This window comes from Maribacter sp. Asnod2-G09, from assembly GCF_045063795.1.
Classification (GTDB): domain Bacteria; phylum Bacteroidota; class Bacteroidia; order Flavobacteriales; family Flavobacteriaceae; genus Maribacter.
Genome location: NZ_JBEFOA010000003.1, coordinates 546894 through 565508, shown reverse-complemented (window position 1 = coordinate 565508; position 18615 = coordinate 546894). Strand labels below are relative to the sequence as shown.

18 protein-coding genes are annotated in these 18615 nt (G+C 35.1%); 5 read left to right on the top strand and 13 right to left on the bottom strand.

The window, feature by feature from the left end; genetic code table 11:
- Positions 1–75 precede the first annotated feature (75 nt).
- Positions 76–768 (top strand): DUF4294 domain-containing protein, encoded by a 693-nt coding sequence (locus ACJJVT_RS06525; RefSeq protein WP_405397366.1) that lies wholly within the window; start codon positions 76–78, stop codon positions 766–768.
- Here ACJJVT_RS06525 and ACJJVT_RS06520 read toward each other — a convergent pair.
- The 10 genes from ACJJVT_RS06520 to ACJJVT_RS06475 all read right to left on the bottom strand — a co-directional run bounded on the left by ACJJVT_RS06520 (position 765) and on the right by ACJJVT_RS06475 (position 12669).
- Entirely contained in the window at positions 765–1004 is a 240-nt protein-coding gene (locus ACJJVT_RS06520; protein WP_405397364.1) for a DUF6095 family protein, read from the bottom strand. The genes ACJJVT_RS06525 and ACJJVT_RS06520 overlap by 4 nt on opposite strands.
- A complete protein-coding gene (locus ACJJVT_RS06515; protein WP_405397362.1) occupies positions 991–1911 on the bottom strand; it encodes a DUF4249 family protein in 921 nt (306 codons plus the stop codon). The genes ACJJVT_RS06520 and ACJJVT_RS06515 overlap by 14 nt, the downstream gene beginning before the upstream one ends.
- 3 nt (positions 1912–1914) lie before the next feature.
- Complete coding sequence (locus ACJJVT_RS06510) at positions 1915–4314, bottom strand: TonB-dependent receptor (protein WP_405397361.1); 2400 nt, start codon at positions 4312–4314, stop codon at positions 1915–1917.
- A 114-nt stretch (positions 4315–4428) separates the two neighbouring features.
- A complete protein-coding gene (locus tag ACJJVT_RS06505; RefSeq protein ID WP_405397359.1) occupies positions 4429–6645 on the bottom strand; it encodes an NADP-dependent isocitrate dehydrogenase in 2217 nt (738 codons plus the stop codon).
- Positions 6646–7288: 643 nt separating this feature from the next.
- The gene (gene rplS / locus ACJJVT_RS06500; protein ID WP_027067287.1) at positions 7289–7639 is read right to left on the bottom strand and encodes a 50S ribosomal protein L19; all 351 of its coding nucleotides are present in this window, start codon (positions 7637–7639) and stop codon (positions 7289–7291) included.
- Positions 7640–7775: 136 nt separating this feature from the next.
- On the bottom strand, positions 7776–8450 hold the full coding sequence (gene trmD / locus ACJJVT_RS06495; protein ID WP_405397539.1) for a tRNA (guanosine(37)-N1)-methyltransferase TrmD: 675 nt from the start codon (positions 8448–8450) through the stop codon (positions 7776–7778).
- 17 nt (positions 8451–8467) lie between these two features.
- On the bottom strand, positions 8468–8911 hold the full coding sequence (locus ACJJVT_RS06490) for a GNAT family N-acetyltransferase (protein ID WP_405397358.1): 444 nt from the start codon (positions 8909–8911) through the stop codon (positions 8468–8470).
- 32 nt (positions 8912–8943) lie between these two features.
- Complete coding sequence (locus ACJJVT_RS06485; RefSeq protein WP_405397356.1) at positions 8944–9567, bottom strand: tRNA (guanine-N1)-methyltransferase; 624 nt, start codon at positions 9565–9567, stop codon at positions 8944–8946.
- A gap of 145 nt (positions 9568–9712) precedes the next feature.
- A complete protein-coding gene (locus ACJJVT_RS06480) occupies positions 9713–11161 on the bottom strand; it encodes a glyceraldehyde-3-phosphate dehydrogenase (RefSeq protein ID WP_405397354.1) in 1449 nt (482 codons plus the stop codon).
- 116 nt (positions 11162–11277) lie between these two features.
- Positions 11278–12669, bottom strand: coding sequence for a S1C family serine protease (locus ACJJVT_RS06475; protein WP_405397352.1), 1392 nt, complete (start codon positions 12667–12669; stop codon positions 11278–11280).
- Positions 12670–12796: 127 nt separating this feature from the next.
- Here ACJJVT_RS06475 and dapF point away from each other — a divergent pair, with 127 nt between their 5' ends.
- From dapF to ACJJVT_RS06455, 4 genes are all read left to right on the top strand, one after another.
- Complete coding sequence (gene dapF, locus ACJJVT_RS06470; RefSeq protein WP_405397350.1) at positions 12797–13573, top strand: diaminopimelate epimerase; 777 nt, start codon at positions 12797–12799, stop codon at positions 13571–13573.
- Positions 13567–14091: a GNAT family N-acetyltransferase gene (locus ACJJVT_RS06465; RefSeq protein WP_405397348.1), complete on the top strand. Its 525-nt coding sequence runs from the start codon at positions 13567–13569 to the stop codon at positions 14089–14091. The genes dapF and ACJJVT_RS06465 overlap by 7 nt, the downstream gene beginning before the upstream one ends.
- Positions 14091–15134 carry an endolytic transglycosylase MltG gene (gene mltG / locus ACJJVT_RS06460; protein WP_405397346.1) on the top strand — a complete coding sequence of 348 codons (1044 nt, stop codon included), beginning with the start codon at positions 14091–14093 and terminating at the stop codon, positions 15132–15134. Before ACJJVT_RS06465 ends, mltG begins: the two co-directional genes overlap by 1 nt.
- A 147-nt stretch (positions 15135–15281) precedes the next feature.
- Positions 15282–15911 carry a hypothetical protein gene (locus ACJJVT_RS06455; RefSeq protein ID WP_405397345.1) on the top strand — a complete coding sequence of 210 codons (630 nt, stop codon included), beginning with the start codon at positions 15282–15284 and terminating at the stop codon, positions 15909–15911.
- A 55-nt stretch (positions 15912–15966) separates the two neighbouring features.
- Here ACJJVT_RS06455 and ACJJVT_RS06450 read toward each other — a convergent pair whose 3' ends face one another.
- From ACJJVT_RS06450 to dnaA, 3 genes are read right to left on the bottom strand one after another with little or no spacing between them, the layout of a single operon-like run.
- Positions 15967–16689, bottom strand: coding sequence for an SAM-dependent methyltransferase (locus ACJJVT_RS06450; protein ID WP_405397344.1), 723 nt, complete (start codon positions 16687–16689; stop codon positions 15967–15969).
- Positions 16690–17142, bottom strand: a complete 453-nt coding sequence (locus tag ACJJVT_RS06445; RefSeq protein WP_405397342.1) for a low molecular weight protein-tyrosine-phosphatase — start codon at positions 17140–17142, stop codon at positions 16690–16692.
- Between the two features lie 12 nt (positions 17143–17154).
- Entirely contained in the window at positions 17155–18579 is a 1425-nt protein-coding gene (gene dnaA / locus ACJJVT_RS06440; RefSeq protein WP_073244787.1) for a chromosomal replication initiator protein DnaA, read from the bottom strand.
- Positions 18580–18615 lie beyond the last annotated feature (36 nt).

The window sequence follows — 18615 nt, the reverse complement described above, 5'->3', positions numbered from 1 at the left end:
ATATTAGCGTTGTATTAATAATAACCTTCTTTAATAATCGTTAATTTTGGCAAGACTTTTGTTTAGCTCATGGTAATGAAATATAACTTTTTACTTCTTTTTTTACTCTTCAACGGTATTTCTATTTGTAATGCCCAAGTTGCAGAACAAGAACTTGATTCTATTACAGAAAAGATGATTATTGTTGCTGGTGATTCTCTGGTGCAAAGTTCAATTGCTTTAGAAGAGGCTTATGTTTTCGGTAAGCTTAAGTTTTCATCTTATGATGATAAATTGCGGTATTACATTTTGCGCAGAAAAACGCAGAAGGTATATCCGTATGCAAAGATGGCTGCTGAACGTCTGGTAGAGTTAAACGATAGTTTGGCTGATATGAAGAATAATAGAAAGCGAAAGAAATACACCAAAAAAGTACAGAAGTTTATTGAAGAGGAGTTTTCTGAAGAATTGAAAAAATTGACACGTACCGAAGGTCAAATTCTAGTGAAGTTAATTTACAGACAAACAGGTACAACTGCTTTTGATTTGGTTAAAGACTTACGTAATGGTTGGCGTGCCTTTTGGTACAATACTACAGCGAAGCTTTTTAGTATTAGTATAAAGGAAGAATTTCATCCTGATTTAATAGAAGAAGATTATTTAATAGAAGATATATTACAGCGAGCTTTTTCTAAAGGTAAGCTAGAAAGGCAAGAAACGGTTCTCGATTATGATTATGATAAGTTGTATAATAAATGGAAGAGAACTACAAAAGTACCTAAAGATTAAGATGATTTTGGTTTCTTACCGAACATAGAATCCATTATTGTCATTATACCTTTAAAGCCTGTTCTAACGGCGAAGAATGCCAGAATTATCCCAACAATACAAACAGGCCAGAACAAAAAGTTCTCTTGATTTTTAAATGCTTGATACAATACTATAGGCGCTGTAAACATTAATACCACTGTTATGGCTAGGCGTTTTAAGCCGGTTACCAGCATGTCTTTATCAGTTCGTCTCATCGTTTGTAATTGTTATACTATCCTTGTATTCCTCAATTATTGCAAAATAACCCAAGGCAAAATTATCTGATCTTTCTACATTATCAAAAACCTCGTTATTATCGATACCTGTAATATTTATAATATTGCCGCGTACCGTTGCTGCTGGCGTTTGAAATGGACCTTGGTCACCACCAGACTGAACAATAATTTGGTTCATGTAATTATAAAATGATTCATCTACTCCTAAAAGGCTGATATCGACCACTGAGCTTGTATCTAGTTCTAAATCATTGTCATAAAAGTATGAAAACACAAAAGTTTGACCTTGGTAAAATTCATCTTCGGTTACCAGAAATTCTCCGAAATCTAAATCTAAAAGATAAAAATCATCACTTTCGTCAGGGTCTGTAAAAGTTACGATGACCTCTGTTTCATCACCTGAAAAGAGAGTCTCATCACCTTGAACCAGCGAGTCTATTGGTACCGATTTCACGTAAGTTGTTGTTGCGAAATAACGCTCTTCTTCTGTTTCAAGAATCAACTGAAACACATCACCCTCGTTAATGCTACTAACTCTAATTCGCTGATCACTATCAAAAGAAGGATCAGGCACCCATTTTCCACTACCTACTTCAACTTCTGCTAAGTTTGATATACCACCACCTTCTAATATCTCAGGAGCATCTTCTCTAGGGGTTCCGTAATATATAGTAACGCTTTTTAATGAAGCAATAGTGTTCTCATCAAAGAAAGAACTACTTTGTGAAACCATTATTTCTATAGGTAGATACTCTTGTGTTTCATCAACTCTTATAACTCCGTTTACGATAAGTCTAGTTTCGTTTTCAGGAAGCTCTACATCGATTACGTTTTCGCAAGAAATGAAAGACGTAACAGTTAATAATAATAACAAATAACGTTTCATAGCTTATAATTTAAAGTTGTAGGTAACAGCAGGTACAATACCAAAAATTGAAGTACGCACAGCTTCGTTGACACCAGTATCATCATTTTGTCTGAAGCTAATAGAGGCTGCATTTCTTCTGTTATATACATTGTAAAGGCTAAATACCCATTCTCCTTTTATTTTTTTATTCTTATTCTTTTTGGGTGTTAATGTTGCGGACAAATCAAGACGATTATACGCTGGCAGTCTTTGAGTGTTTCGAAGACCATAATAGGGTACTGTTAAATCTTGAAATTGAAATTGACCAATAGGGTAGTTGGTCGGCTGTCCCGTTTGGTAGGTGAAGTTGCTACTAACACTCCATTTTTCATTAAAATCATAATTCACGAACAAAGACACATCATGCGTTTTGTCGTAAGGCGTGTTATACCAATTGCCAAAGTTAATACCTGATTCTAAATTACTTCGACCGTCATCTGCTGTAGATGCCCTACCAGGCGTACGTTGCTCAGATTTAGATAATGTATATGCTAGCCAACCTTGTAATTTACCCTCATTTTTACGCAACAAAAACTCCAAACCGTAAGCGCGAGCTTCTCCATTTAAAATTACTTGCTCAATGGCATTGTTCGCAATTAAATTAGCCCCGTCAATGTAATCTATTCTGTTTTGAACATCTTTATAGAAAACCTCAGTTTCAACGGAGTAATCACCGTCCTTTAAATTTTTAAAGTATCCGAAGGCATATTGATCCAATAATTGAGGTTTGGTAAACGGTCCGCTTGGTGTCCAAACATCTAAAGGAGTAGGGGAGCTTGTGTTCGAAAGTAGGTGTAAATACTGAGCCAGTCTTGTATAGCTAGCTTTTATTGAGCTGGTCTCATTTAAGGTGTAAGATAAAGATGCTCTTGGCTCAAAGTTACTAAAGTTTGATATTGTGGTTCCTCTACCAGGGTTTATGACATCAATAGGTTCGGCCTCTTTATAGATCAGCAAAAAAGGATCGAACTCAACAGGATTGTTATTGGCATAGACATTCAGTTCATCTTGACCAAGTCTCATAAAGTGGCTAAAACGTAAACCGTAACCTAGGCTTAAATTATCGGTAACTCGGTGTTCAAAATCTACATAGGCTGCAAATTCGTTGGCGTATTTCTGAATTAGCTGTTCTTCAACAATTCCTGATTCGGCATTACTTGGTTCTATTTTACCAGGATTAAACTGATAATACACATTATTCACTCCGTAATTTACCTGTAACTTATCGGTAGCGTAGTGTTTTAAATCGTATTTAACATTGAAATTTCTGATGCCTGAATTCCAGTTGAATCCTACAAAATCTAATTTCAATCCGTAATAGTAATCAGAGTAAATTAGCGATAGGTTAGAGAAAAGTTTGTCAGAGAACAAATGGTTCCATCTGAAATTACCAACGGTATTACCGTAGGTGTTTACGAAGCTATCATTGATGCCGAACACATCTCGACCAAAATAACCGGACAGAAAAATATTATTCTTATCGTTTAATCTGTAGTTTAATTTGGTGTTCAGATCATAGAAATAAGCAGTATTGTCCACATCAAAAAGAGGTAGAAAAAGATGAGCGTACGAAGCTCTACCGCCAATAAGAAAAGCGGCTTTATCTTTTTTTATAGGACCTTCGATCAAAAGTCGACTCGCCACGGCACCAATACCACCATTCATTTTAAACTCCTTACTATTTCCTTCTTTTTGAAAAATATCTAGAACAGAAGAAACTCTACCACCGTAACGCGCGGGAATACCACCTTTGTAGAGTTTTACATCTTTTATAGCATCAGGATTAAACACAGAAAAGAAGCCGAACAAGTGTGATGAATTAAAGATAATAGCTTCATCTAATAGAATAAGGTTTTGATCAGCAGCACCACCACGAACATTAAAACCGGAAGCACCTTCACCTGCATTTGTAACCCCAGGAAGCAACAGAATAGATTTAATAACATCAGCTTCACCAAGAATTACCGGTATTTTTTTAATGGTACCAACCGATAGTGTATTAACGCTCATTTGTGGTTTTCTAATATCCATCTTTTCCACATTCTCGGTAACGACAACTTCTTCTAACTGTTCAGCTTCTTCTTCAAGTGAATAATCGATACGCCTATTTTCGGTAAGGGTTATTTCTTGTAGAATATCTTCAAAACCTAAATAACTAATTAGAATAGTGTATGTGCCTTCTGGTAATGTAATGGAGTAAAAACCATACTCATTAGTAGTAACACCAGTGCTTAATTCAGGTATGGCAACAGTAACTCCAATAAGTGTTTCGTTACTGCTAGATTCAGCTATAGAGCCACTTAAAGTAAACTTTTGTTGACCCCATGATGAAAAAGAGAAGCATAGCAGCGATATAAGAATAAATGGTAAATATCTATTCATCAATTTTTTTTTGTAAAAATACTTAGAAATAGGGGATACTCCTACAACTAATTAATGGTCAAAAAAAATACCCTCAACTTTCATTGAGGGTATTTCTTAATTCAATTTGTATAATTAAATGGAGTCTAAAATACCATTTAAGGTTGTGCTTGGTCTCATAGCTTTTTCAACTAGAATTGAGTCTGGTTTATAATAACCGCCAATATCTTGTTTAGAACCTTGAGCATTGATTAATTCAGTAAGAATCTGAGATTCATTTTCATTAATTTCAGTACTAACTTTTGAAAATATCGATTTCAATTCGGCATTGTCATCTTGTAAAGCTAATGCTTCAGCCCAATATTTAGCTAAGAAGAAGTGACTACCTCTTGTATCAATCTCTTTTACCTTTCTAGAAGGTGACTTATCGTTCAGTAAGAACTTTTCAGTAGCGCTATCTAAGGTATCACCTAGAACTTTTGCTGCAGCATTTGAATTCTTTTCACCGTAGAATTCTAACGAAACCCCTAGAGCTAAAAACTCACCTAAAGAATCCCATCGAAGATGACCTTCTTCTATAAATTGCTCTACGTGTTTTGGAGCAGAACCGCCTGCACCTGTTTCAAAAAGTCCGCCTCCATTCATTAAAGGAACGATCGACAACATTTTTGCACTAGTACCTACTTCTAAAATAGGAAATAAGTCAGTTAGGTAATCACGTAATACGTTACCAGATACCGAAATAGTATCCTTACCAGCTTTCATTCTTTTTAAAGTAAACTCAGTAGCCTTAAGAGGTGACATTATTTGAATGTCTAAACCTTTAGTATCTTCTTGAGCTAGGTAAGTATTTACTTTTTTGATCAGCTCGGCATCGTGTGCTCTATTTTTATCTAACCAAAATATAGTAGGATCATTAGTAGCCTTAGCTCTTGATACAGCTAATTTTACCCAGTCTTGAATAGGAGCATCTTTTACTTGGCACATACGCCAAATATCACCCTCGCTTACTGGGTGCTCAATCAAAACCTTACCAGTTTCTTGGTCTATAACTTGAACTTTTCCGCTTTTTTTAATTTCAAAAGTCTTATCATGAGATCCGTATTCCTCAGCTTTTTGAGCCATAAGACCAACATTCGGTACCGTACCCATAGTTGTAGGGTCAAAAGCACCGTGTTCCTTACAGAAATCTATAGTGGCTGAGTAAATACCAGCATAGCTGCTATCTGGTATAACCGCTTTTGTATCTTGAGCTTTTCCTTCTTTATTCCACATTTGACCAGAATTTCTAATCATAGCTGGCATAGAAGCGTCAATAATAATATCGCTAGGTACATGAAGGTTGGTAATTCCTTTATCAGAATTTACCATAGCCAAATCAGGTCCGTTCTCAAGTGCTGCATCTAAATCTTTTTTGATAGCATCTTTTTCACTCGCAGGAAGCTCTTCAATTTTCTGATATAAACTAGCTAAACCATCATTGGGGCTTATGCCTAATTTATCAAATGTGTCGGCGTATTTATCAAAAACCGATTTTAAGAAAGTTTCAACGACTAGTCCAAAAATAATTGGATCAGAAACTTTCATCATTGTAGCTTTTAAGTGCACAGAAAAAAGAACTCCTTGGTCTTTAGCATCTTTAATTTCTTTTCGTAAAAAATCAAGTAAAGCTGTTTTGCTCATTACTGTGGCGTCAATAATTTCACCCTTTAATAAAGCTAATTTATCTTTTAAGATAGTTTCAGAGTCTTCTGAAACTAATTTTATTTGTACAGCTGTGGCATCGTTCAAGGTCAATGATTTTTCATTAGCTTGAAAATCACCATCACCCATCGTTGCTACATGAGTTTTAGAGCTAGAGCTCCAGGCACCCATACTGTGCGGATTCTGTTTTGCGTAATTCTTTACGGCTCTAGGTGCTCTACGGTCAGAGTTACCTTCACGAAGTACCGGGTTTACTGCGCTACCTTTTATCTTATCGTATTTCGCCTTAATTTCTTTCTCCTCATCATTCTTAGGCTCATCTGGGTAGCTAGGTAATTTATAACCTTTAGACTGTAATTCTTTTATAGCTTCGTTCAATTGAGGAACAGAAGCACTGATGTTAGGTAGTTTGATAATGTTCGCTTCTGGCTGTTTTGCCATATTCCCCAATTCTTCCAAATCGTTGGAAACCTGCTGTTCTGTCGTTAAAAACTCGGGAAAAGTTGCGGCTATTCTGCCGGCTAAAGAGATATCTTTAGTTTCAATTTCAATTCCTGATGATTTTGTGAACGCTTTTACGATCGGTAAAAAAGACGCTGTAGCCAATGCAGGCGCTTCGTCTGTTTTGGTATAAAAAATTTTGGACATTTGCGGTTTGTTTTAATTTAAGCGGAACAAATATACGATTTTCTAAAAGTTTGAAAGCGGGGAGTGGCCTTTATATTTAAGACTAAGAAGGAAGATTTGTTAAATAACAAAAGCCATATCAATGTACGCATACAATGATATGGCTTTTTAGAAAAAGTTTACGGACAGTTTGTTCTAATTTTTCATTAAAACGGCAACCCTTGATTGCACCCGCTTCACTAATTCAACGTTTAAAATGTTTTTCGATTCTCAGGTACGTAACCTAACATCTATACATCATTTCTTTTTTATTGTCTTCATTAAAGATTAAAAACCTAGTATATAGTTTTTTTAAAATTCAATTAATTTTAAGTTTTATGAGCGACAGCAAATAAGCTTAAAATTTACCTCATTTAATTATCATTAAATGAATCGGTCAAACAATAATACGATAGAACGTAAACTTCGTAGTGGCGACAAAATGAATAATTTCTCATTTTCATTTCTTATCCACACCCTAATTTACAAAAAAAAGTAATTCAAACCTTATTTTTGTAAACTTTTATTAATCAACACATTATGAACAAGGGTTGTTAACTTTTGTTCATAAAAAAAGCACCGTATCAAAATGAAACGGTGCTTTGTGTTATTTAGGAAGAGAAATTTATCCTCTTATCTCTTTAATTCTAGCTTTCTTACCAGTTAATTCACGGAAATAGTAAATTCTAGATCTACGTACTTTACCACGTTTGTTAACTTCGATTTTTTGAAGTGCAGGTAAGTTAATTGGGAAGATACGCTCAACACCAACAGTACCTGACATTTTACGGATAGTAAAAGTTTCTGTTGAACCAGAACCTCTACGTTGTATTACAACTCCTTTAAAGAACTGAGTTCTCGTTTTTTCACCTTCCTTAATTTCGTAGTACACAGTGATTGTGTCACCAGAAGAAAATTTTGGAAATTCTTTTTTAGTTACGAACTCGTCTTGTACAAATTTTATTAATGATTCCATTGTATAGTTAATTGGAATTAAATTAAAGCAACATTCACGATTATCGTCAGAGGTTGTTCTAACAGGGTGCAAAAATAATATTTAAATTAAAACACACAAGCATTTATGTGGTTTTTCTTTAATATTCAAAATTAGGCTACTCAAGTAAGTCCGGTCGTAGTTTTTCTGTACGTTCGTACGCCTTATCTTCTCGCCATTCTTCAATCTTACCGAAGTTACCGCTTAATAGAATTTCGGGTACGTTCATACCTTTGTATTCTGCAGGTCTCGTATATACAGGCGGTGCTAATAATCCGTCTTGAAAAGTATCTGTTAGGGCAGAAGTTTCATCGTTCAATACTCCTGGTAATAATCTAATAACAGCATCGCAAAGCACGGCAGCGCCTAATTCTCCGCCAGAAAGCACATAATCACCAATAGATATTTCTTTAGTAATAAAAGCATCTCTTACACGCTGGTCAACACCTTTGTAATGACCACAGAGAATAATGATGTTTTCTGCCAATGACATGGTATTGGCTATTTTTTGGTTCAAGGTAGTACCATCGGGAGTCATATATATAACCTCGTCATATTCGCGTTGCGATTTTAGATCGGTAATACATTTATCTATTGGTTCAATCATAAGCACCATACCCGCTCCGCCACCAAATTGATAATCATCAACATTTCGGTATTTCGTTTCGGTATAATCTCTAAGATTGTGAAAGTGGACTTCTACCAATCCTTTTTCTATAGCTCTCTTTAATATAGAAGCTTCAAACGGGCTGGTAAGTAACTCTGGTAATACGGTAATAATATCTATTCGCATCTTTTGAATTTGCATCATCATTTAACCTGCCAAAAGTAATGAAAAGCGTGGTAATCTTTCACCCATCCTGATTTCTCATATAATTTTTGCGCCGGATTGTCAATGGCGGTTTCTAATGCGAGTCCTTTGAAATTATTCTTCTTACAAAATTCTTGTGCTTTCAGCAGTAATTGTTCTCCAACAGACGCTCCTCGGTAATTAGCATCAACAAACAAATCATTTAGAACAAGAGATTTTTGTAGGCTGACAGAAGAGAAGGTGTAATACAGCTGTACAAAACCAATAGCCTTGTTGCCTTCATATGCTGCGAATATGATAGATTCTTCTTTTGTAATTCTATCATTTAAAAATTTGGCGGCAGCATCGGTATCTGATTCCATTTTATAAAATACCCGGTACCCATCAAAAAGAGGAATTATATCGGTAATCTCGGTTGCTGTAATTCTTCGTATACTTTTCATATCAAAAAAAAGCTCCGTTAAGGAGCTTTTAATTATTTAGTTTTCTTCTGTTTATTTATCTCATCTTGTAGTTGCCTACTAACTTTTTGCTCGCGCTCTAGAGATCTTCTTCTATGATCTTCGTATTCAACCTCTAGTTCAGAAAGATTTTGTTTTGCTTCTTGCGTCAAAATATTACTATTTCTAAATTTATAGATGAACAAACCAAGAGTTAGAAACAATCCGCCAATAATCGTCCAAAGAACAAAATTATATGTTCCTTTAGAAACGGGTAGACCTAGAAAAAACATACTATCTTTTTCTTCGGTTACTGCACCTAAATTAGTTGTCGTTTCCTCTAACTTATTATTTAAAGATGTAATAGTAGTTTCGTGTTCTGCAATTGTTGCCTTAAGCTCGCCGGTTTTTTTATTCATGGCAGCTATAGAATCTAAAACATTCTTACGAATCTTAAATAGATTAGTTTCTTTTACCACTTCATATCTAATACCGTCAGCTCTATAATTTCCTGAACGCTTCGCGATATAATCAAACTGATTACTGATAGGTCCTTCGTCTAAAGATAGTTTATCGTCCTCTTCTTCAGTGTCTTGCGCAAATTGTGTATTACTAGCTAAAAGCAATGCCAGTAGTAAAAGTATTCTATAGAACTTCATGTAATAGATTCTTAGGTTAATTTGAATAATTTAGAGTTGACTAAAGTACTTTATAATTGTCGAATTATAAAATAAAGCACAAAGCTAAAAAACCTTTATTTATCTACGTAGCATATTAATAAATAGATGTTATAATTTAAATAAATTAATAATAAGTGAAACGACGAACTTTGGCGATATACTTTGCCAATCGAATTACCTGATGCGAATAACCATATTCATTGTCATACCAGATGTAAAGAACAATATTTTTCCCGCTTTCTGATACAATTGTCGCCATGCTATCATAAATAGATGGGGCAGAGGTACCGACGATATCAGAGGATACCAACTCTTTATCTAACGAATATTTTATTTGTTCTACCAAATCACCTTCAAGGGCATATTTTTTAATCATGCTGTTAACACCTTCAAGAGAGGTTTTTTGGTTTACATCAAGATTTAAAATAGCCAAAGAACCATTAGGTACAGGAACTCGAATAGCGTTAGATGTCAATTTACCTTTTAAAGATGGTAATGCTTTAGTTACAGCTTTTCCTGCTCCTGTCTCAGTAATAACCATGTTTAAAGCAGCTGCGCGACCTCTTCGGTATTTACCATGCATGTTATCGACTAAATTTTGGTCGTTAGTATATGCGTGTATAGTTTCTAAGTGACCTTTTTCGATTCCTAAAGTTTCTTCAATGGCTTTAAGAATAGGAGTGATGGCATTTGTGGTGCATGAGGCAGCTGAAAATATTTCAGTTTCATCAGGACTGTATTCTAAATGATTTACGCCGTGTACAATGTTTGCAACTTCTTTACCTGGTGCCGTTAATAGCACTTTTGATGCTCCTTTAGCTTGTAAGTGTCTTTCTAATTGTTCTTTGGTTCTGAATGCACCAGTATTATCAATAACCAAAGCGTCATTAATGCCATATTCAGTATAGTTGATCTCTTCTGGCATGTTCGCGTAAATAACATGTACTGTAGTGCCGTTTATAATAAGTTTAAGGTTAGCGTAATCTACTTTTACTGTACCGTTAAAAATACCATGAACAGAATCTGTTCTCAATAAACTGGCTCTTTTTTCAAGATTTTCTATGCTTGGCTTACCTCTTACTACGATTGCTCTTAATCGTAATTGATTTCCTTTGCCGGTTTTAGACATTAATTCTCTGGCAACTAATCTTCCAATACGTCCAAATCCGTACAACACAACATCTTTCGGTTCAATGCTTTTGAAATCTTGTGCAGATTGTAATTTATCAATTACAAAAGATTTTACATTGTTTAAGATGTTTGTGTCAGAATGATATTCATACGTTAATTTACCGATATCTAGCTTAGAAGGTGGTAAAAGCATGTCTGAGATAGCGCGTAAAATTTCAACCGAATCAAAAATTGATATTGGTTTTTGTACAAATTCACCAGCATACTCGTGTAAATGAATAATGTCACTTACATTTTTGTCGATAACCTGATTTTTAAAAAGGACAATTTCAATAGATTTATCATACCATAAATCGCTTACGATTTTGATAAATTCAGTCGTAGCTTTTCTACGGTCTGCTTGAAATGCCAGCTCTTTTTCAAATGTGGTCTGTGGAGCCATAATTAGTTGATTATTTTTATAATTCGCACAAAACTAGAAAAATTAACCACTTAAAATAAATATTTTTCAAAAAAAAGCCTTCGTTTTTGCGAAGGCTGTATTTTTTACACTCTATTTTATTGAAAGATTAATCGATCTCGCTCTCCGTTTGAGCCTACCATAACGATAACTGTTTTTCCGTATTTAGAAATACTACCAAAGGCAGTGTAGGCGTCGTCAATATTTCCTATCTCATGATCGTCTACCTTAATAATTACTTTTTCAGATAAACCATAACCTCTGTATCTTTCAGGCACACCGGTGATTTTTACTCCCGATGTTGTTTTGTACACCTTCTTGTCATGTTCGGTTAGGTTTCTTACTTCTAAGCCCATTTCAGGTACAACTAAGGCTTGTCTTTCTTTTAAAACTAACGGTAGCGTTAATAGCTCTTTGTTTCTGTCAATAACAAAGGCTAAAGTATCTCCAGGTCTTTTTGTTGAAAGGTATCCGGTTAAATCAGGGTATTTATGCACATCTATTTCATCGACTTTTTTAATAATATCACCGACAACTATTCCAGCTTCCTGTGCCGCAGACTCTTCTTCTACCAATTCAATAAAGACACCGTCAATATTATTAATACCTTTTTCAATAGCATCTCTAGTGTTTACTGGCGCAGGACTTATTCCCATAAATCCTTTCTGAACATTACCGTATTCCAAAATGTCTTGAACTACTTTTTTTGCAATATTGCTAGGTACGGCAAAAGAGTAACCAACATAAGATCCGGTCTGTGATGTAATCGCGGTATTAATGCCCACTAAATCTCCATTGGTATTTACTAAAGCACCACCTGAATTACCAGGGTTTACAGCGGCATCGGTCTGTATGAAAGATTGATTTTTTCCAAGATTACGAGCTTTAGCACTAACTATACCTGCAGTAACTGTGGAAGTTAAGTTGAAAGGATTGCCTACGGCTAACACCCACTCGCCAATTTTAGTATGGTCAGAATCGCCAAAGGCTAAATAAGGCAGTTTTTCATTTGGATCAATCTTTATAAGCGCAATGTCAGAATTTGGGTCGGTACCAATAAGCTCTGCATTATACGTTCTATTATTGTTTAAGGTAACCTGTAATTGAGTTGCTTTATTAATTACATGGTTGTTGGTTACGATATATCCATCTGAAGAAATGATGACTCCCGATCCCGTACCAACTTGTGGTGCGGCAGTTCTACCGGTACCATAAAAAACGTCAAATATAGTTGTAGGCCCTTTGCTTAGGGTGATATTTTTAACGTGTACTACGGCATTAACTGTATTTTCTGCAGCAGTTGTGAAATCAACTTCATTGATGCCTGCACCTCTTGCAGACGTTGGGGTGTAGCTCGCATTTATAACACCACCATTATTTTCTTGACTAATAATGGTGAAATTTTCTTTCTCGAAAAACAGTTTGTAAGCACCCAATGTAATTGCACCGGCAAAAACAGATACGAACAAGAGACTTGCTAATCTTTTCATATTCATTAAAGTTTTAACGTATTCTGCACAAAATTACTTGTTTTTATGCTATTTCATAAGCGTTTAACTACTTTTTAACTACCAAACAAAACCTAATTATGTGCTATCTTTGAGTCTTTATTATCTCATGGAAAACACATTTTATAAATATCAAGGAACAGGCAATGATTTTGTGATGATCGACAATCGCAAAGGGCAATTCTCTAAAGGCGATACCGAATTAATCGCAAAAATCTGTAATAGGAGGTTTGGAGTAGGTTCTGACGGACTTATTTTGCTAGAGAACGACGAAGCTACCGACTTTAGAATGGTCTATTTTAATGCAGATGGAAATGAAGGGAGTATGTGTGGAAACGGCGGTAGATGTATCGTTGCTTTTGCTCATTTTCTTAACATAATTAATAAGGATACTACATTTATAGCTGTAGATGGTTTGCACGAAGCAACGATTGTTGGTGACGTTGTAAGTCTTAAAATGACAGACGTTAGTGAGATAAAAGAGAAATCTAGTGCACTTTTTATGAATACGGGTTCGCCACACCATGTTCAAATGGTGAAGGAATTAAAGTCTTTTGATGTTACTAAAGAAGGAGCGCGTATGCGTTATGGTATCTACGGAGAAAAAGGGAGTAATATTAATTTTGTGGAAGCAAATGCTGAAGGCGGATTCGATATTAGAACTTACGAACGTGGTGTTGAAGATGAAACTTTATCATGTGGTACAGGGGTAACGGCAGTTGCATTGAGTATGTATCATTTAGGCAATACTAAAAATAAAACTATTGCAGTAAATGCACTTGGGGGTAATCTTGAAGTAACTTTTGAAGAAGATCAAGGGGTTTATAGTAATATCTATTTAAAAGGTGAAGCAAAACAGGTATTTAAAGGAGAACTAACGTGGTAACATTAAAAGGAGAGCAGATTTATCTAAGGGCTTTAGAACAAAAAGACCTCGATTTTCTGTATGCACTTGAGAATGATACCGATGTATGGGAAGTAAGCGGTACCGTAACGCCGTATTCTAAAGATGTATTGCAGCTTTATCTAGATAGTGCTCATCGAGATATTTACGATGTCAGGCAATTACGTTTAGTTATCTGTTCGCAAGAACACCAAGCTATAGGTTTAATTGATGTTTTTGATTTTGAACCTAATCATAAGCGTGCGGGTATTGGTATTATTATACTCGATAAAAATCTAAGAAATAAAGGGGTAGGGGCAGAAGCAATAACATTGCTGTGTAATTACTTATTTGAAGTTTTAGGTCTAAGGCAGGTTTATGCCAATATTTTAGAGGAAAACGCGCCAAGCTTGCATTTGTTTAAAAAGTTAGGTTTTCAAGAAATTGGAATGAAGAAAGATTGGGTACGTTTTAAGGATACCTATAAGAATGAAATATTATTGCAAAAAATAAATAGTTAATGAATATCAAGCGTATTTTATTAGGTGTAGTACTTTTAGGTTTAATTGGAGGAGGAATTTTTGGGTACACGTTTTATGGTACTTTTTTTACTCCGAATACTAGTTTTGATAATGAAGAGGCAGTTGTATATATTCCTACCGATGCAACAATAGATGATTTAAAAGAACGACTATCCACTGTGTTAGAAGATTTTGATTCATTTAAGGCTGCTGCAGATAGAAAAGGATATTTATCTAATATAAAAGCAGGTAAATATAAGTTAGGTAAAGGAATGAATAACAATGAGATTGTAAACTCATTGCGAAGCGGGAATATACCGGTAAAAGTATCTTTCAATAATCAAGAAAATATTAATGATCTGGCAGGTAGAATTGCAAGTCAGATCGAGGCTGATAGCGTATCGCTCGTTGCTGCGTTCGATGATCAAGAGTTCTTGAAGGCTAACGGATTTGATGATGCAAATAAGATATCACTTTATATACCTAATAGTTATGAATTCTTTTGGAACACATCTGCAGAATCTTTTAGGGGTAAAATGTTGAAAGAATACAATCGTTTTTGGACAGATACTCGTAAAGAGAAAGCAAGTGCACTTGGTTTAGAGCCGAATGAAGTAATTGCTTTAGCATCAATCGTACATAAAGAAACGGCAAAGGTAGATGAAAGACCTACTGTTGCTGGGGTGTATTTGAATAGATTAAGAAAGAGAATGCTGTTACAGGCAGATCCTACTGTTATTTATGCTATAAAAAAAGAAACCGGCAATTTTGATACCGTTATTAAAAGAGTGTTGTATAAAGATTTAGAGTTGGATTCTCCTTACAATACTTATAAATATGCAGGTCTACCACCAGGACCAATTGCAATGCCCGACATTACGGCTATAGATGCTGTTTTGAATCCGAAAAAGCATAATTACTACTACTTTGTAGCAAATGTTGAAAAGTTCGGTTATCATATGTTTGCAGAGAATTTAACGCAGCACAACCGAAATAAAGCACAGTACATCCGATGGATTAACGCTCAGAAAATCAATAGGTAAGCTTTCATCCGAATTTTAGAACTTCTTAACTAAATCTGTATTCTTTTAACAGAACCTTCTTAAACTCTTATAATTTCAGGTCTACCTTTGCCGCAGAAATTTAAGCAAGCAAATAGTAATCGCTATAAGTCTTAAGAAATATATGATATGAGAAGATGGATATTAGCAAGTTGTCCTCTTGTTGCGATGTTTATTTTATCTGGTTATGGGTTTAAGCCTTTTACGGTAGAAGTGCCCAAGCAGTTAAAAGTGAAGGAATCTTTTTTGGTTTCTTATCCTCAAGAAGAGGCTATATTGGCAAATTATCAAATCGCTCCCCCCTTTCTTGGTAGTCAATTTATAGGTTTTAAAGAAGCGTTAGCTTTTAAAGAATCTCAAGGCAATTATTTTGTCACTAATACTTACGGGTATTTAGGAAAATATCAATTTGGTCTAGGTACGCTAGAGTTGGTTGGTGTTTATGACGGTAATCGTTTTTTAAGAAACCCTGTGTTACAAGAAAAAGTATTTCAAGTTAACACATCTCGAAATAAGTGGATCTTAAGAAGAGATATTAAACGTTATGTAGGTATTAGAATGAATGGTATTCAGGTAACGGAATCTGGTATTCTAGCTGCAGCACATTTAGCCGGACCTGGCAATGTAAAGCTATATCTAAGGTCTCACGGTCGAATGGAGATTTCAGATGGTTACGGAACTAGTATTTCAAACTATATGAAAAAGTTTGCGGGTTATGATGTCTCTATGGTAGAGGCTAAAAGAAATCCGAGAATATAAGAATTTACGTAGATATGAAAATGGGAAACCTTGGCATTTGTTTGTCAAGGTTTTTTTATGCCTGTATGATAAAAATGGCAGGTCTTTTATGTAGGTCTACATTCTCTTTTTTCCAGTTTATGGCAGTTTTTGTTTTAATATATTCTGTGGGTAATGTAATATCTGCTGCCACGCAAATTCTGGTACTAGGGGCTAAAGTTTTAATAAGCTCTTCTAGCATTTTGTTGTTACGGTACGGAGTTTCAATAAAAACCTGCGACTGGTTGTCTTCTTTCGACTTACGTTCTAAGCTTTTGATATATTTTTTTCGCTCAGCACCATCTATAGGTAGATAGCCATTAAAAGCGAAGTTTTGACCATTCATGCCACTTGCCATTAATGCCAAAAGAATAGAAGATGGGCCAACTAACGGTACAACTTGAATATTCTTGTCATGGGCTATTTTAACTACAGCGGCACCAGGATCTGCAATGCCTGGGCAACCGGCTTCAGAAAGTATACCGACATCAAAACCTTCTAAACAAGGGTTTAGAAAGCTGGGAATCTCTGCTGCTTCGGTAAACTTGTTTAATGCAAAAAGCTTTAAGCTAGGTTGAGATTTTCTAGGACTAATTTTTTTTATGAAATGTCGAGCGGTTTTTTCATTTTCAACGATGTAGTGGTCTAATTTCTCAATTGTTTGCTTAATTGAAATTGGTAAAACCTCTAAAGGTGGCATATCACCTAATGTTGTAGGTATTAAATATACTTTTCCTATTTTTCCGTTTTGTACGCTCATCTATTTGCTTTGTAATCTTGTGGCTATGCTATCACAAGCTTGGTCAATCATTTGAAAAACATGTTCAAATCCGTCTTCAGCATCATAATACGGATCTGGAACTTCTTTATCTGAAGGGCTTATTTCATTTAAAATAAGCTTCACTTTTTCTACATCATCATTATTTCTTGCTAGACTTATGATATTGGTGTAGTTGCTTTTGTCCATTGCATAAATGAGGTCAAAAGAATCAAAATCAGAAACGGTAAATTTTCTACAGACTTGAGCGCTTATGTCTAAGCCATGCTCATGTGCTACTTTGATTGATCGTGGGTCTGGAGCATTACCTATATGATAACCACCGGTACCTGCCGAATCAACAAAAATTTTGGTAGCGTCAACTTTACTTTTTAGAATGCCTTCTGCTAATGGAGACCTGCATATATTACCTAGGCAAACCATCAACACCTTCATGCAACGTAAGTTTTAAGAAAATTTCTTAGTTAAGTCATCTATGTATTTGCGAAACTGCTTATCGGTTTCGGCAAGATTATCAACTGTTTTACATGCATGTAAAACAGTAGCATGATCTCTTTTGCCAATTTGTGAACCAATACTAGCTAATGAAGCTTTAGTGAACTTCTTCGCAAAGAACATAGCTAATTGTCTCGCTTGTACAATGTGTCTCTTTCTAGTTTTCGACTGTAAAGTAGCCACATCCATTTCAAAGTAATCAGAAACTACTTTTTGTATGTAGTCAATAGAAACTTCGCGTTTGGTATTCTTTACGAACTTTTCTACGACCTGTTGTGCAAGTTCAATAGTAACTTCTCTTTTATTCAAAGTAGACTGTGCGATTAAAGAAATAATGGCACCTTCTAATTCTCTAATATTTGTTTTAATATGTTTAGCAACATATTCTATAATATCTTCAGGTATTTCAACACCATCTCTATATAACTTGTTCTTTAAGATAGAGATTCTTGTTTCGTAATCCGGACTCTGTAATTCTGCCGATAATCCCCATTTGAAACGAGAAAGTAAACGTTGTTCGATATCCTGCATATCTACAGGCGCTTTATCTGAAGTCAGTATTACTTGTTTTCCATTTTGATGCAAATGATTGAAAATATGGAAGAATACATCTTGCGTACCAGATTTACCTGATAAGAATTGTACATCGTCGATAATCAATACATCTATTAATTGGTAGAAATGAATAAAATCATTCCTGGTATTTTTCTTAACAGACTCTATATACTGTTGCGTAAATTTCTCAGCAGAAATATATAAAACGGTACGTTCTGGATATTTGTCTTTTATTTCAACACCAATTGCATGCGCTAAGTGTGTTTTTCCAAGACCAACACCACCGAATACCAATAACGGATTAAAAGATGTGCCACCTGGTTTGTTAGCAACTGCCATACCAGCAGATCTTGCCAAACGGTTAGAATCACCTTCTAAGAAGTTGTCAAAATTATAATTAGGATTTAACTGAGATTCTATCTTGATATTTCTAATACCTGGAATTACAAACGGATTTCTTAATTCAGGATTTTTAGATTTGATAGGAACATCCATTTCTTGAGCTGCCATTGCACCTCTGTTTGAACTCGGAATCTTTTCGGTAAAAGGTTCTTTGTTACCGTAGGTGTTTTCCATTCTAATGATGTACACCAACTTTGCAGATTCTCCTAATTCTTTAGTGAGGGCAACTTTCAGAAGTTTAACGTAATGCTCTTCTAGCCACTCGTAAAAAAATTTACTAGGTACTTGAATACTTAATGCGTTCTCAGATAGTTTGACCGGTTTAATAGGTTCAAACCAAGTCTTGAATGCCTGCGGTTGGATATTATCCTTAATAAAAGCCAAACAGTTTTTCCATACGGAATTTGCAGTAACACTCATAATAAATTTTACACTTTTAATGGTTAGCGTTGAGCT

Bases quoted from the DNA above. Each gene is read 5' to 3' on its own strand.
- ACJJVT_RS06505 (WP_405397359.1), bottom strand. From the start codon at position 6,645: ATGTCCAAAATTTTTTATACCAAAACAGACGAAGCGCCTGCATTGGCT.
- ACJJVT_RS06510 (WP_405397361.1), bottom strand. From the start codon at position 4,314: ATGAATAGATATTTACCATTTATTCTTATATCGCTGCTATGCTTCTCT.
- ACJJVT_RS06450 (WP_405397344.1), bottom strand. From the start codon at position 16,689: ATGAGCGTACAAAACGGAAAAATAGGAAAAGTATATTTAATACCTACA.
- rplS (WP_027067287.1), bottom strand. From the start codon at position 7,639: ATGGAATCATTAATAAAATTTGTACAAGACGAGTTCGTAACTAAAAAA.
- ACJJVT_RS06455 (WP_405397345.1), top strand. From the start codon at position 15,282: ATGAGAAGATGGATATTAGCAAGTTGTCCTCTTGTTGCGATGTTTATT.
- mltG (WP_405397346.1), top strand. From the start codon at position 14,091: ATGAATATCAAGCGTATTTTATTAGGTGTAGTACTTTTAGGTTTAATT.
- ACJJVT_RS06515 (WP_405397362.1), bottom strand. From the start codon at position 1,911: ATGAAACGTTATTTGTTATTATTATTAACTGTTACGTCTTTCATTTCT.
- ACJJVT_RS06475 (WP_405397352.1), bottom strand. From the start codon at position 12,669: ATGAAAAGATTAGCAAGTCTCTTGTTCGTATCTGTTTTTGCCGGTGCA.
- dnaA (WP_073244787.1), bottom strand. From the start codon at position 18,579: ATGAGTGTTACTGCAAATTCCGTATGGAAAAACTGTTTGGCTTTTATT.
- ACJJVT_RS06525 (WP_405397366.1), top strand. From the start codon at position 76: ATGAAATATAACTTTTTACTTCTTTTTTTACTCTTCAACGGTATTTCT.
- ACJJVT_RS06485 (WP_405397356.1), bottom strand. From the start codon at position 9,567: ATGAAGTTCTATAGAATACTTTTACTACTGGCATTGCTTTTAGCTAGT.
- ACJJVT_RS06445 (WP_405397342.1), bottom strand. From the start codon at position 17,142: ATGAAGGTGTTGATGGTTTGCCTAGGTAATATATGCAGGTCTCCATTA.
- dapF (WP_405397350.1), top strand. From the start codon at position 12,797: ATGGAAAACACATTTTATAAATATCAAGGAACAGGCAATGATTTTGTG.
- ACJJVT_RS06520 (WP_405397364.1), bottom strand. From the start codon at position 1,004: ATGAGACGAACTGATAAAGACATGCTGGTAACCGGCTTAAAACGCCTA.
- ACJJVT_RS06480 (WP_405397354.1), bottom strand. From the start codon at position 11,161: ATGGCTCCACAGACCACATTTGAAAAAGAGCTGGCATTTCAAGCAGAC.
- ACJJVT_RS06490 (WP_405397358.1), bottom strand. From the start codon at position 8,911: ATGAAAAGTATACGAAGAATTACAGCAACCGAGATTACCGATATAATT.
- trmD (WP_405397539.1), bottom strand. From the start codon at position 8,450: ATGCGAATAGATATTATTACCGTATTACCAGAGTTACTTACCAGCCCG.